Source organism: Microbacterium aureliae (assembly GCF_054780155.1).
Genome location: NZ_BAAGWW010000004.1, coordinates 40,076 through 54,210, shown reverse-complemented (window position 1 = coordinate 54,210; position 14,135 = coordinate 40,076). Strand labels below are relative to the sequence as shown.

Below are 14,135 nucleotides of genomic sequence, written 5' to 3'. Positions count from 1 at the left end.
TGCCCGGGAGTCTTCGACCCCCACGTACGCAACGCCTTCAGGTCCTCCAGCTCCAACCCGAACCCACCCAGATACAACTGCACGTACTGCGTCAACGACGAGTGCCCCGCCGACAGGATGAAGCGGTCGCGCCCCAACCACCCGGTGTCCGTCGGGTCGTGGCGCAGCACCCGCTGATACAGCAGGTACGCCGCCGGCGCCAGGCTCATCGCCGTGCCCGGATGACCGTTCCCGACCTTCTCCACCGCATCCGCAGCCAGCACACGAGCGGTATCCACCGCGCGCCCATCGATCTCATCCCAACGCAAATCCGACACGGTCGCACCTCTCCTTCGAGTCCGTCAGTCGCCCCTCTTGACAACCGCCGTCACCCCATTATGGTGTATATAACGTGATTCTTGTTCTAGATCACATGAACATCACATGAGGGCGGAGCCGCCCTCGCTGCAGCCAACGGGAGCGAAGATGCGCGCAGTTGTATTCAGTTCGGAGCGGGAGCTCGCGCTCGAAGAGCGGGCCACCCCCGAGCCGGGGTTCAAGGAGATCCTCATCGAGACCGCGGCCGTGGGCATCTGCGGCACCGACACCCACGTCCTGGACGGCGAGTTCGAAGGCACCGTCTTCCCGCTGGTCCCCGGTCACGAGGCCACCGGCACGATCGTCGCCCTCGGCGAGGGCGTGAACAGCGGGGTGTTCGACTTCAAGGTGGGCGACCACGTCGCCGTCAACCCGAGCACCACGTGCGGCGAGTGCGAGTTCTGTCTCAACGGCCACCAGAACCTGTGCCGCTTCTGGAACGGACTCGGCGTCGTCGCCTCGGATGGGGCCGCGCAGCAGTACTTCACCGCCCCCGCGGGCAACGTCTACAAGCTCAAGCCCGAGACCGACCTGTACGAGGCCGCCCTCATCGAGCCGCTGGCTTGCGCGATCCGCGGCTGGGACGTCCTGCCTCGTCGCCTGGGCGACCACGTCCTGGTGTACGGCGCCGGCACCATGGGCCTCATGATGGCCCAGCTGGCCACACGCGCGGGCGCGGCCACCGTGTCCATCGTCGACCTCAACGAAGCTCGCCTGAACACCGCCGCCGAGTGCGGCATCGAGCTGCGGTACACCTCGGCCGACGAAGCCCCCCGCGAGAAGTGGGACGTCGTCATCGACTGCACCGGCAACATCCGCGCCATCGAGGACGCCCTCACCCGCGTGAAGCCCGCCGGCTACTTCCAGGACTTCGGCGTCGCGCCCGCCGACAAGACCGCTCAGTTCTCGCCCTTCCGCGTCTACCGCGACGAGATCTCGATCGTCGGCACCATGGCCGTGCTCAACTCCTTCGGCCGCGCGGTGGAGATGTTCGAGGCGGGCGCGATCAACGCCACCGCGATGATCAGCCACTCGTTCACGCTCGACGACTACGCCGAGGCGCTCGAGATGTTCCGCCGCGGCGAGGGCCGCAAGCTGCAGATCCGTCCGAACGACACCCAGTCGCGGGTGCTGATCTGATGGCCGCGCAGACCACTGCGCCCGCCGGGCGCCTGTCGTCTCCGGCGGTCAAGCGCGGCATCCTCATCGCCGTCGGCGTCCTCGTGCTGCTGTTCCTCGTCCTCGGCACGAAGGTCGTCTCGAACGACGACCCGCTCGCCCAGGGCGAGATCGAGTTCGACCCCGCGACCTTCGGCGCCGAGACCTTCCCCACCGTGCGCGACGCCGTGACCGGGAAGGCCGTCGAGGCCACCGTCCTCGCCGAGGCGATCGCCGTCGACCCCGAGGCCGCCGCCGAGGAGTACGCGGTGCAGAGCTCCGGCGGGCCCGTCTACAGCGTCACGTTCAGCGGCGTGGTCGGCGAGGGGCAGTCCGGCATCTACCCCGTGGCCGTCGAGGGTCTTCCCGAGGATCTGCTGATCCGCGTGCAGACCGGTCCCGCCATCAACGGCACGGACCTGCGCGATGCCACCGGCGACATCCAGTTCGGTCAGTTCCGCAACCAGATCGAGTACCAGAACGCCGCGGCCGCCCTGAATGAAGAGGTCAAGACGCAGGTCCTCGCCGACATCGACACCGGTTCGCTGCAGGGGCAGACCGTCGAGGTGACCGGGGCCTTCACCCTGGTCAACCCCGCCGCCTGGCTCGTCACGCCCGTCGAACTGGCCGTGCAATGAGCGGCGTGGACCACTTCGACGAGGTCGTCCTCGAGGCGCGGGACATCGTCAAGAACTACGGCGGCACGCGCGCGCTCAAGGGTGTGAACTTCGAGATCCGCAAGGGAACGGTCACGACGCTGTTCGGCGAGAACGGCGCGGGCAAGTCCACGCTGATGAAGATCCTCTCGGGTGTCGAGCAGCCCACGTCGGGGCAGATCATCCTCGACGGCGAGCCGGTGTCCTTCGCGTCCACCAACGACGCGCGCGACCGCGGCATCTCGATCATCCACCAGGAGCTGAGCCTCGCCCCCAACCTGTCGGTGCGCGACAACATCTTCATGGGACGCGAGATCGTCGGCCCCCTGGGTGTCGACTACGCCGAGGAGACCCGGCAGACCCGCGCGCTCCTGCAAGAGATGCAGCTGGCGATCGAGCCGGACACGCTGGTCGCCGACCTGCGGGTCGGTCAGCAGCAGATCGTCGAGATCGCCCGCGCGCTCTCGGTCAACTCCCGCATCCTGATCATGGACGAGCCGACCTCGGCTCTCGCGGCGGCAGAGGTCGAGGTGCTCTTCGGCATCATCCGGGACCTGCTCTCGCGGGGCGTCGCAATCGTCTACATCTCGCACCACCTCGAAGAGGCGCTCGAGGTCACCGACCACGCCGTGGTGCTGCGGGACGGCACGATGACCGCGCGCGGCGAGCGCAAGGACATCGACCTCGAGTGGATCGTCCGCAACATGGTCGGCGAGAACTTCGACCTGGGATCGCCCCCCACCGGTTACGACTTCGGCGAGCCCGCGCTCGAGGTGCGCAACCTCACCGTCGTCGACCGCGAGAACCCCGAGCGCGCCATCGTCAACAACCTCGACCTCACGGTCCGGGCCGGCGAGATCGTGTGCCTGTACGGCCTGATGGGGGCCGGCCGCACCGAGCTGCTCGAGGCCGTCGCCGGCAAGGAGCCGGTCGCCGCCGGCGACATCCGGCTCGAGGGACGATCGATCCTCTCGCGCAGCATCGCCGAGCGCATCGAGGCGGGCGTGGGTCTCGTCCCCGAGGACCGCCAGCGGGACGGACTGGTGCAGACCTTCGACGTCGGCACCAACCTCACCCTCGCGAGCCTCGGCCGCAGCCTCGTCCGCGGTGTGATCTCGCGCAAGGCCGAGAAGGACCGAGCGCGGGATCTCATCAGGGACGTCACGGTCAAGACGCCCGGGCCCGACCTGCCGATCGGGTCGTTGTCGGGCGGCAACCAGCAGAAGGTCGTCATCGGCAAGATCATCGCGACCCACCCCCGCGTGATGCTGCTGGACGAGCCGAGCCGCGGCATCGACGTGGGCGCGAAGGCCGAGGTCTTCCGCCTGCTGTCCGAGCGCGCCCGGGCGGGTCTGGCGATCATCTACTCCACGTCCGAGGTCGGCGAATGCCTCAGCATCGCCCACCGCATCATCGTGCTGCGCCGCGGCCGGATCTCTGCAGAGTTCGGTCCGGACGCCACCAAAGAAATGATCATGGCCGCCTCCGGCGAAGCCGTGGCCGCCTGAATCCCGGAACGGACCTGACATGACGACAACGAATCTCATCGTCGAGAAGAGAAAGCAGTTCTCGCTGGCGAAGCTGCTGCTCGAGGGGCGCGCATTCCTCGCGCTGCTGCTCATCATCGTGGTGTTCTCGATGCTCTCGCCGAACTACCTCACGGTCGGCAACCTGCTGATCATGGCCTCGCACGTGGCCATCTACGCCCTGCTCGGTCTCGGGATGCTGATGGTCATCCTCAACGGCGGCATCGACCTGTCCGTGGGCTCGACCCTCGGCTTCTCGGCGATCATCGCCGGATTCCTGCTGCAGGGCGTGCCGATCAACGTCTTCGGGGTCACCCTGTTCCCCAGCGTCCCCGTCGTCGTGCTGCTCTCGTGCGGCGTCGGCGCCCTCGTGGGCCTCATCAACGGCATCCTGGTGGCGAAGTTCAACGTGGCGCCGTTCGTGGCCACGCTCGGCATGCTGTACGTCGTCCGCGGTCTCGCGCTTCTGATGACCAACGGCCTCACGATCAACGACCTCGACGGCGACCCGGCGCTCGGGAACACCGGCTTCGAGTGGCTGGGCTTCAACCGTATCCTCAACATCCCCATCGGCGTGCTGATCATGGGCGTGGTCGCGCTGCTCCTGGGCTTTCTGCTCGGACGCACCCGCTTCGGTCGCTGGCTGTACGCCTCGGGCGGCAACGAGCGCGCCGCCGAGCTCTCGGGCGTCCCGGTGCGCAGCGTCAAGATCTGGGTCTACGTCATCTCGGGCCTGTGCGCCTCGATCGCGGGCCTCATCCTCGCCTCGACGCTCACCAGCGCCAGCCCCACCGCCGGCAACACGTACGAGCTGACCGCCATCGCCGCGGTCGTCATCGGCGGCGCGGCCCTGAGCGGCGGGCGCGGCAACGTCCGCGGCACCCTGCTGGGCGCCTTCGTCATCGGCTTCCTCGCCGACGGACTGGTCATCGTGGGCGTCTCGGCCTACTGGCAGATGGTCTTCATGGGCGCCGTCATCGTCGTCGCGGTGCTGCTGAACACCCTGCAGTACGGCCGGCGCAAGCGCCCCGCAGCCCCCGCCACCCCGTCCACACCCGCCACCCCGTCCGCCGCACCGGCGGCGACGGCCCCCACAACGTCGGATCAGGAGCGAGCGGCCTCGGCCGACCGCGACCGATGACCGTCGAACTCGGCGGCAATGGACGCCGCCGAGTCATCAAGAAAGGACACATCACATGCTGAGCAAGAAGAAGGCACTCGCCGCGTTCGCCGCGGCAGGCGCGCTGGTCTTCGGTCTCGTCGGCTGCGCCGGCGGCAACGGCGGCGGCGGCGACGGCGCCGGCAGCGGCGACCAGGGCGACGGCGGCGGTGAGGCCGGCGGCCTCATCACGATCATCGTCAACGACCCCGCCAACCCCTACTGGAAGACCGAGGGCGATGTCGCAGCCGCCACCGCCAAGGAGCTCGGCTACGAGGCGACGGTCGGCGCGCACAAGGGCGACACCAACACCGAGAACACGCTGATCGACACCGCCATCTCGAACCAGTCGAAGGCCATCATCCTCGACCCGGCCAACGCCGACGGATCGATCGCCGCGGTGAAGAAGGCGACGGATGCCGGCATCCCGGTCTTCCTCGTCAACGCCGAGATCAACGAGTCGGGCCTCGCCAAGGCGCAGCTGGTCTCGAACAACGCCCAGGGTGCCGCTCTCGGCGCACAGGAGTGGGTGCGGCTGATGGAAGAAGCGGGTGACTACGTCGAGCTGTTCGGCGCCCCCTCCGACAACAACGCCCAGACGCGGTCGAACGGCTACACCACGGTCATCAGCCAGTACCCCGACCTCGCCCAGGTGGGCAAGGAGGTCGCCGACTGGGACCGCACCAAGGGTCACGACAAGATGCAGTCGCTGCTGCAGTCCAACCCGAACCTGAACGGTGTCATCTCGGGCAACGACGAGATGGCCCTCGGCGCCATCGCGGCGCTGAAGGAGGCCGGCAAGCTCGAGGGCGTCATCGTCGGCGGCTTCGACGGCTCGCCCGACGCGGTCGCCGCGGTCAAGGCCGGCGAGCTGGCCTACACCGTCCTGCAGCCGGTCGCGGTGTTCTCGAAGGAGGCGGTGGAGCTTGCGGACGAGTTCATCCGCACCGGTGAGGCCCCCGAGACCGAGAAGCAGTCGTTCGACTGCATCCTCATCACGAAGGACAACGCCGACAAGATGACGGAGCCCTTCACCTACGAAGGCTGATCCGTCGACCAGACGACCGTGCTCCCGTGCGGTCACGCGGGGGCGGCGCCCGGCGCCGCCCCCGCCCCTTTCCCCTCACTTCCCCGAAAGACACCATGAGCTACGTTCTGAACGATCCGGCCGACTTCGCCGAGGAGTCCGCGACCGGCTTCGTCGCCGCGAACCGCGGCCTTGTGCGCCGGGTCCCCGGCGGCGTCGCCCGTGCCCACGCCACGCCCGCCGGCCAGGTCGCCGTCGTCATCGGCGGCGGGTCGGGCCACTACCCGGCCTTCGCCGGCCTGGTCGGTGCGGGTTTGGCCCACGCCGCCGCGATGGGCAACGTCTTCGCCTCGCCGAGCGCCCAGCAGGTGTACTCCGTCGCCAAGGCCGTGGCCACCGAGGCGGGCGTCCTGCTCAGCTACGGCAACTACGCCGGCGACGTCCTCAACTTCGACCAGGCCGAGCAGCGACTTCGCGCCGACGGCATCCCGGTGCGCACGGTGCGCGTCACCGACGACATCTACAGCGCTCCCCGCGAGGAGTCCGCCAAGCGGCGCGGCATCGCCGGCGACCTGGCCGTCTTCCGCGCCGCGGCGTGGGCCGCCGAGCAGGGGCTGACGCTGGACGAGGTCGCCGAGATCGCCGCGCGCGCCAACGACCGCACCCGCTCGCTCGGGGTCGCCTTCTCGGGCTGCACCCTTCCCGGCGCGGACGCGCCCCTGTTCACCGTCCCCGCCGGTCAGATGGCTGTGGGGATGGGCATCCACGGCGAGCCCGGCATCGACGTCGTGCCCCTGGCGCCCGCCCGCGACCTTGCGGCCCTGCTGGTGCGCGGACTGCTCGACGAGCGTCCCGCCGACAGCGGCGAGCGCGCCGCGGTCATCCTCAACGGGCTGGGCTCGGTCAAGGCCGAAGAGCTCTTCGTCGTCTACGCCACCGTCGCCGAGCTGCTGGCCGACGCCGGCGTGAGCGTGGTCGAGCCCGAGGTGGGCGAGTACGCCACCAGCTTCGAGATGGCGGGGATCTCGCTCACCCTCTTCTGGCTCGACGACCAGCTCGAGCAGGCGTGGTCGTCGCCGGCCTACGCCCCCGCCTATCGCAAGGGCGCCGTCGACGTCGCCGCGGCGGTCGCCGCGGCGGACAGCGCCGAATCCGAAGACGCGGATGCCGTGCCCCCGGCCTCCGGGGAGTCCCGCGCGGTCGCGGCGACGGTGCGCGAGATGATCCAGGCGATCCGCACCATGATCGACCGCGACGTCGACGAGCTCGGTCGGCTGGACGCGATCGCCGGCGACGGCGACCACGGCATCGGCATGCAGCGGGGCGTGCGCGCGGCCGCTGCCGCGGCCGACGCCGCCGTCGAGGCGGGAGCCGGTGCCGGCACCGTGCTGACCCGCGCGGGCGACGCGTGGGCGGACCGCGCCGGCGGCACCTCGGGGGCCCTGTGGGGCACGGCGCTGCGGACGGTCGGCGAGCTCATCGGCGACGAGCACCGTCCCGCCGCCGACGCCGTCGCCCGAGCGGTGGACGCGGCCAGAGAGGCGATCCAGGCCTACGGCAAGGCGCAGGTGGGGGACAAGACGCTCGTCGACGCGCTCGTGCCGTTCGCCCAGACGCTCACCGCCCGGGTCGCGGCGGGCGACCGCCTGGCTGCGGCGTGGAACGTCGCGGCCGAGGAGTCGGCCGCGGCCGCCACCGCGACCGCCGAGCTGCTGCCGCGCATGGGACGCGCCCGGCCGCACATGGAGAAGAGCCTCGGCACCCCCGACCCGGGAGCGATCTCGCTCGCCCGGGCGATGACGGCGGCGGGACTGGTCCTGACCGCCGAAGACGACAAGGAGAACTGACATGGCCCGTACCTGGCGAGTGGTCGTCGGATCCGACGACGCCGGCTTCGACTACAAAGAGGTCCTCAAGAGCGATCTCGAGAACGACCCCCGCGTGAGCGAGGTCGTCGACGTCGGCGTCGACGCCGACGGTCACACCCCCTACCCGACGGTGGCCATCACCGCGGCCGAGATGATCCGCGACGGCCGCGCCGACCGCGCGCTGCTGGTGTGCGGCACCGGGCTTGGCGTCGCCATCGCGGCGAACAAGGTCGCCGGCATCCGCGCCGTCACCGCGCACGACAGCTTCAGCGTGGAGCGCAGCGTGCTCAGCAACAACGCGCAGGTGCTCACGATGGGCCAGCGGGTCATCGGCCGCGAGCTCGCCCGCCGGCTCGCCCGCGAGTGGCTCGGCTACGAGTTCGACGAGTCGTCGGCCTCGGCCGAGAAGGTCGCCGTGATCGAGGGCTATGAGCAGACGGGAAGCTGTGGCTGACGCGCAGGCCCCCGCCGCACGACGCCCGGTCCTGCTGGGGGTGAGCCTCAAGCTGTATCTCGACGTCGCCGCCACCGCGGCGTGGGCCGAGGGCGTCGCCGACGTGGCACGCCGGCATCCGTCGATCCTCGACGGCACCGTGGAGCTGTTCGTTCTGCCGTCCCTCCCGGCGCTGCCGGCCGTGCAGGCGGCGATCGCGGGGACGGCCGTCACGGTCGGTGCCCAGGACCTGCACTGGCAGGACCGTGGCGCGTTCACCGGCGCCGTCAGCGGCGGCGACCTCGCCGCGACCGGGTGCGAGCTCGTCGAGATCGGCCACGCCGAACGCCGCCGCATCTTCGGCGAGGACGACGACGTCGTGCGGCGCAAGTTCGCCGCGGCCGTCCGCAACGGGCTCATCCCCGTGCTGTGCGTGGGCGAGCGCGATCAGGTAGACCCGTCGACCGCGGCGGCGCAGTGCGCGAGCCATCTGGATGCCGTGCTGTCGGGTGTCGACGTGACGGGCGAGGTCATCGTGGCGTACGAGCCGGAGTGGGCCATCGGGGCGGCGAGCCCCGCCACGCCGGAGCACGTGCGCGCCGTGGTGGCCGCGCTGCGGGCGCACCTGGCGGAGCGAGGCGCGGCCCGTGCCCGCGTCATCTACGGCGGCAGTGCGCAGCCGGGGACCTTGACCGCGCTCGCCGGGGCGGTGGACGGGCTGTTCCTCGGCCGGTTCGCGCACGACACCGCGGCGCTCGAGTCCATCGTCGACGAAGCGGCGCTAGTTTAGGTGACGATGAACCCGGATCCGGATCCGGTCCCGATAGACCGGTTGGCCCAATCTCGCCAGAGCCGCCAGGCCGAACGTCAGCGTGCCATCAGCGAGGTGGTGATGGCCGAAGGCTCGGTGCGGATCGAAGAGATCGCCCGGCGCTTCGACATCAGTGTCATGACCGCGCACCGCGACCTCGACGAGCTCGAGGCGCGCGGCCTGCTGCGAAAGAGCCGGGGGGTGGCCACCGCGCTGTCCACGGCGCTGGTGGAATCCAGTGCGGTCTACCGCTCGAGCCGGCAGCTCGCAGAGAAGGATGCCATCGCCCACGCCGCGCTGGAGTTCATCGAGCCGGGCCAGGCGATCATCCTCGACGACTCCACCACGACGCTCCACCTCGTGCCGCTGCTGCCGGCCAAGGCGCCGCTGACGGTCATCACCAACACCCTCACGGTGATGAACGACCTCCAGGGTGTGCGGGGCATCTCGCTGCTGGGCCTCGGTGGCCAGTACTACAACTGGTGCAACGCGTTCATGGGGCGGATGACGACGAACGCGATCGCGGCCCTCCGCGCCGACATCGCGATCATGTCGACCTCGGCGATCACCGACGGCATCGTGTTCCACCAGACGCTCGAGACGGTCGACGTCAAGCGGGCCATGTTCGATGCGGCCAGCACACGGCTGCTGCTGGCCGATCACACCAAGTTCGATCGGCGCGCGCTGCACGCGCTGCTGCCGCTGTCGGACTTCGACGCCGTCATCGTCGACGACGCCACCGGCCCCGGCATCGTCAGCGACCTGCGGGATTCCGGCGTGAACGTGGTGGTCGCCCGCCCCCTGCACCACGCCCGCTGACGCGCGGCAACTCGCTCAGCCCTCCACCCCGCTGGTGAGGTGCGGCACCCCGACGGGCTTCGATTCGCTCGACCCTCGCTGGCGAAGGTAGATGGTGAAGGCCACCATCGTGCCGACGGCGAGGAACTCCGACTGCCAGTTCTGCAGCGTGCGGGACCAGAAGTCGGGGCTGACGAGGTACTCGCCCCACGTCACGAGCGGCGATCCGTGGTGCGCGTTCTCGTCGTTGAACACGACGAGGCCCGCGAGCGACTGCGCGAGCCATGACAGGACGAAGATCGTGACCATCGCCAGCAGCAGGGAGTTGGCGTACACCCAGCCGCGGATCCCACGCTGCCGAGCCCAGGCCGGTGCGTGGTTCCCTGCGTGGGCACCGACCTTCTGCTCCTCATCGCTCTCGAGACCCTCCTGGCCCGGCTCCTTCGACTCAGGTGAGCCCCGCTGAACGAGCCAGATCGTGCCGAGGATGAAGAGGGCGAACTGCAGGAACTCCGACTGCCAGTTCTCGGCGATGTCGACGAAGAACTCCGACGATGTCACGAACTGTCCCCACGACAGCACCGGCTGATCGTGATCGGCGAGGTCCTGGTTGGCCTGCGCGAGGCCGGCGATCGACTGCCCGAACAGTGCCACCACGAAGATCGCGAGGAAGGCCAGACTGAGTGCGTGATCGCGCAGATGCGAACGGGTCATCGTCATCTCCCCGTGAGCGGGACGAGGATCATCACGGCCAGACCGGCTGCGATGATCACGGTCCACGTCCAGAACACCACGGCCATGCCGGGGGTGCTCGGAGATCTCGACCCGGACATGACGTCTCCTTCCGTCATCCCTTGAGTCCGCCGGCACTGATGCCGTGGATGATCTGGCGCTGGCCGATGAAGAAGATGATGATCATGGGGATCGTCGCGATGACGCTGGCGGTGACGATGATCTCCCAGTGCCATTCGCCGCCGAAACCGAAGGCGTCCACCAGGGCCTTCAGGCCGCGGGGGATGGTGAAGGTCGCGCTGTCGCGCAGGTAGATGAGCGCGCGCATCAGGTCGGTCCACACCGCCTGCACCTCGAACACCAGGGTGACCGCCAGAGCCGGTTTCGACAGCGGCAGAGCGATCCGCCAGAACACCCCCCACTGGCTCGCACCGTCCACGCGCGCGGCGTCGAAAAGGTCGCGGGGAAGGCCCAGCATGAACTGGCGCAGCAGGAAGATGTAGAACGCGCTGCCGAACAGGTTCCCCGCCCACAGCGGCGTGAGGGTGCCGACCTGGCCGAGCGCATTCCAGATGAGGAACGTCGGGATCATCGTCACCGCGCCCGGGAGCATCATCGTGGCCAGGACGATCCCGAACAGCGCGCCGCGGAAGCGGAACCGGAAGTACGCGAACCCCCACGCCACCATCGCGCTCGAGATCGTGACGGCCACGGACGCCAGGACGGTCACGATGAGGGTGTTGAGCAGCCAAAGCCCGAGTGGCGCCTCCTGCCACACGTTGATGTAGTTGTCCCACGTGAACGTCTCGGGGATCAGCTTGTTGTCGAAGACCTGGCCGCGGGGCTTGAAGGACGCGGTGACCAGCCACACGAACGGGTAGGCGAACACGATCGCCAGCAGTGAGAGCGCGATCCACGCCAGCACCCGCGCGAGGCGGCTGGCCTGCGGACGACGGCGCCGCCGCGGCATCCGTTCGGGGACATCGTCGACGACGAGATCGGGTTCGGCGAGGGCGCGGGCTGCGGCCTCGGTGGGAGGCATGGTGCTCATCGGGCGTCCTCGCCTTCGTAGTAGACCAGGCGGCGCGACACGATCAGCTGGACGGTGGTGACGATCATGATGAGCGCGAAGAGCACCCACGCCATCGCCGACGCGTAGCCCATGTTGAGGAACTGGAAGGCCTGCTGGAACAGGTAGATGACGTAGAAGAGTGCGGCGTCGTTGCTGTAGGTGGTGTTCCCCGCACCGAAGAACGCCGTGTAGGCCTCATCGAAGGTCTGCAGGCCCGCGATGGTGTTCACCACGACGATGAAGAAGAGCGCGGGACTGATCATGGGCAGGGTCACGCTGAAGGACTGCCGCCAGAACCCCGCGCCGTCCAGACGCGCGGATTCGTACAGTTCCTCCGGGACGTTCTGCAGGGCAGCCAGCAGGATGATCACCGAGGCGCCCACCGTCCACAGGCTCATGAGGATCAGCCCCGGCTTCACCCATGCCGGGTCGGTCGTCCAGGCCGGCCCATCGATGCCGACGCTCTCGAGCACCTTGTTGATCAGGCCGCTCTGGCCGTTGAAGAGCAGCAGGAACAGCACCCCCACCGCGACGGGAGGCGTCATCTTCGGCAGGAAGAACACCGTGCGGAAGAACCCTGCGGAACGGCCCGCGCGGTTCAGCAGCAGCGCCAGCCCGAGCGACACGACGACGTAGAGCGGCACCTGCAGTGCCGTGAAGAAGAACGTGTTCCCGAGCGCCAGTGCGATCTTGGAGTCCGCGAACAGACGCGCGTAGTTGTCGAAGCCGACGAAGTTCGGGTTGTTGATGACGTCGTAGTCGGTGAGCGAGAGGTAGGCGCTGTAGACCAGCGGCCACGCCGTGAAGACGCCGAACCCGATCAGCCACGGGCTGAGGAAGAGCAGGGCGGATGCCGCGTTCCGCCGCCGCGCCCGCCGCCGGCCCCGCTCACGCGCGGGGGCGGTGGCGGGGTCGGCGGCGAGGGTGGCGGACATCATCCCTCCGATTCGAGCGATGCCCAGGCGTCATCCAGCGCGGACTGCGCCTTCTGCTGCGCGTCGGCGAGAGCGTCGGCGGGCTCTGCCTGGCCGTTGAGCACGGCGTTGACCGCATCGAACAGCGCGGCCCGGAACTCCGCATCCGCCGGGTTGGCGGGCAGCGTGAAGGTCGCCTCGTTGGCCTCGTACATCTTCGCCACCGCGGTGTCCCACGGCTCGCCGCCGGATGTGGTCATCTCCTGGATCATCGCGTCGGCCTCGGCGTTGCCGGTGAGGATGCCGGTGAACGGCTTGCCCTCGCTCTCGCGCAGGTCCAGCCGTGCCTGGGCCGCCGCCTCCCATGCGTCGAGCGATGTCATGACGCGGGCGAAGCGACAGGCCGCCTCGGGGTTGGCGCTGCCTGCCGGGATCGCCCAGGCGGAACCCGAAGCGTACGCGATGGTGTCGCCGTTGCGATCGCGCACGGTGTCGAAGGCCATGGGCGCATCCGGCGAGACGTCGTTCAGGACGTTGACGTACCACTGCTCCATCGGCATGACACCGAGCACGTCCGTGGCGAACTGGTTGCCTTCGCCGAAGAAGTCGGCCGAATCGCGATACGCCTTCACCTCGCTGAAGCCGCCCTGCGCGTCGTAGATGCCGACCGCCCACTCCAGTGCTTCGACAACGGCCGGGTCATCGAGGTTCGCCTCGCGGCCGTCCTCAGAGATCAGGTCCGCGCCGTTCGCCTTCGCCCACAGCGGCAGGAATTCGGGCAGCTTGCTGTCCACTCCGATGACCGAGAGCGACCCTTCGTCGCCGTCGGACAGGGCTTCGTTCGCGGCCGCCATCGCGTCCCAATCCGACCCGTTGACGTCGTCGAGGGATACGTCCGCGGACTGCAGCAGGTCGGCGTTGGCCATGACCAGTTGCACGGTGTTGAACTCCGGGATGCCGTACACCTGCCCCTCGAGGGTCACCTGCGCGAGCGCCGACTCGACGAACTGATCGGTGGGGATGCCCTCCCCCTCGATGCAGCGATCCAGGGGCACGATCGCGCCCCGCGCGGCAAGGGAGCCGATCTGATCGCGGTTGGCGTACACCAGGTCCGGCGGCTCACCCGTGGCGACGGCGGACAGCAACTGCTGCAGGTCGAGTTCGCCTTCGATCAGCGAGACCTTCGCGTCGCCCAGTTCATGCTCGGCCAGGTCGAGCCGCGAGGTCGCCACCTCGTCGACGCCCGAGAAGCCCATCACTGACACGTCGCCGGTCACTTCGGCATCCGGCGAATACTCCGCGCCGCTGTCGTCGGCGCCGCCCGTTCCCACGGCGCAGCCCGTGATGGCGATCACACTGAACGCGGTCATGGCCCCGGTCACCCTGAGCGTGCTCCTGCGTCGCATGTCAACCTCCGTACCCCGCACGCAGCGGATCCTCCCGCCGAGAAGTGAGCGGTGGGGCGAACGTAAGAACCGCGTGGCGGGGTCGCCGAGGGGGTTGACTTGTGTGCGCGCCTTGTTTAGGGGCTCGCCAGACCGGGTGGCTATCGTCGCGCCGTCCCGCCTGTCAACCCCCTCGGTGCGGGCAGGCGTCCCGGGGGAGGGTGCGAGCATGACCCTCT

13 protein-coding genes and 1 pseudogene are annotated in these 14,135 nt (G+C 69.2%); 9 read left to right on the top strand and 5 right to left on the bottom strand.

Features of this window, described 5'->3' with window-relative positions:
• Positions 1-317 (bottom strand): annotated as a pseudogene (locus ACYVF4_RS13215) (transketolase); the annotation flags it as partial.
• A 148-nt stretch (positions 318-465) separates the two neighbouring features.
• Between ACYVF4_RS13215 and ACYVF4_RS13210 the strand changes: the two are divergent.
• The 9 genes from ACYVF4_RS13210 (at position 466) to ACYVF4_RS13170 (ending at position 9,814) form a co-directional block, all read left to right on the top strand.
• Positions 466-1,497, top strand: coding sequence for a zinc-dependent alcohol dehydrogenase family protein (locus tag ACYVF4_RS13210; RefSeq protein WP_460723543.1), 1,032 nt, complete (start codon positions 466-468; stop codon positions 1,495-1,497).
• The gene (locus tag ACYVF4_RS13205) at positions 1,497-2,153 is read left to right on the top strand and encodes a DUF2291 family protein (RefSeq protein WP_460723541.1); all 657 of its coding nucleotides are present in this window, start codon (positions 1,497-1,499) and stop codon (positions 2,151-2,153) included. The genes ACYVF4_RS13210 and ACYVF4_RS13205 overlap by 1 nt, the downstream gene beginning before the upstream one ends.
• 5 nt (positions 2,154-2,158) lie before the next feature.
• Positions 2,159-3,679, top strand: coding sequence for a sugar ABC transporter ATP-binding protein (locus ACYVF4_RS13200; protein ID WP_460723539.1), 1,521 nt, complete (start codon positions 2,159-2,161; stop codon positions 3,677-3,679).
• Between the two features lie 19 nt (positions 3,680-3,698).
• Positions 3,699-4,838, top strand: a complete 1,140-nt coding sequence (locus tag ACYVF4_RS13195) for an ABC transporter permease (protein WP_460723537.1) — start codon at positions 3,699-3,701, stop codon at positions 4,836-4,838.
• Between the two features lie 55 nt (positions 4,839-4,893).
• Positions 4,894-5,904 (top strand): substrate-binding domain-containing protein, encoded by a 1,011-nt coding sequence (locus tag ACYVF4_RS13190; RefSeq protein WP_460723535.1) that lies wholly within the window; start codon positions 4,894-4,896, stop codon positions 5,902-5,904.
• A 95-nt stretch (positions 5,905-5,999) separates the two neighbouring features.
• The gene (locus ACYVF4_RS13185; RefSeq protein ID WP_460723533.1) at positions 6,000-7,730 is read left to right on the top strand and encodes a dihydroxyacetone kinase family protein; all 1,731 of its coding nucleotides are present in this window, start codon (positions 6,000-6,002) and stop codon (positions 7,728-7,730) included.
• A gap of 1 nt (position 7,731) precedes the next feature.
• On the top strand, positions 7,732-8,205 hold the full coding sequence (locus tag ACYVF4_RS13180; protein WP_460723531.1) for a ribose-5-phosphate isomerase: 474 nt from the start codon (positions 7,732-7,734) through the stop codon (positions 8,203-8,205).
• Positions 8,198-8,974: a triose-phosphate isomerase family protein gene (locus ACYVF4_RS13175; protein ID WP_460723529.1), complete on the top strand. Its 777-nt coding sequence runs from the start codon at positions 8,198-8,200 to the stop codon at positions 8,972-8,974. The genes ACYVF4_RS13180 and ACYVF4_RS13175 overlap by 8 nt, the downstream gene beginning before the upstream one ends.
• 42 nt (positions 8,975-9,016) lie before the next feature.
• On the top strand, positions 9,017-9,814 hold the full coding sequence (locus tag ACYVF4_RS13170; RefSeq protein WP_460723527.1) for a DeoR/GlpR family DNA-binding transcription regulator: 798 nt from the start codon (positions 9,017-9,019) through the stop codon (positions 9,812-9,814).
• A gap of 15 nt (positions 9,815-9,829) precedes the next feature.
• Here ACYVF4_RS13170 and ACYVF4_RS13165 read toward each other — a convergent pair whose 3' ends face one another.
• The 4 genes from ACYVF4_RS13165 to ACYVF4_RS13150 form a co-directional block, all read right to left on the bottom strand.
• Entirely contained in the window at positions 9,830-10,507 is a 678-nt protein-coding gene (locus ACYVF4_RS13165) for a DUF6766 family protein (protein ID WP_460723525.1), read from the bottom strand.
• Positions 10,508-10,640: 133 nt separating this feature from the next.
• Positions 10,641-11,576, bottom strand: a complete 936-nt coding sequence (locus ACYVF4_RS13160; protein WP_460723523.1) for a carbohydrate ABC transporter permease — start codon at positions 11,574-11,576, stop codon at positions 10,641-10,643.
• Positions 11,573-12,535, bottom strand: coding sequence for a carbohydrate ABC transporter permease (locus tag ACYVF4_RS13155; protein WP_460723521.1), 963 nt, complete (start codon positions 12,533-12,535; stop codon positions 11,573-11,575). Before ACYVF4_RS13155 ends, ACYVF4_RS13160 begins: the two co-directional genes overlap by 4 nt.
• Positions 12,532-13,881: an extracellular solute-binding protein gene (locus ACYVF4_RS13150; protein ID WP_460723519.1), complete on the bottom strand. Its 1,350-nt coding sequence runs from the start codon at positions 13,879-13,881 to the stop codon at positions 12,532-12,534. The genes ACYVF4_RS13155 and ACYVF4_RS13150 overlap by 4 nt, the downstream gene beginning before the upstream one ends.
• Positions 13,882-14,135: the final 254 nt, after the last annotated feature.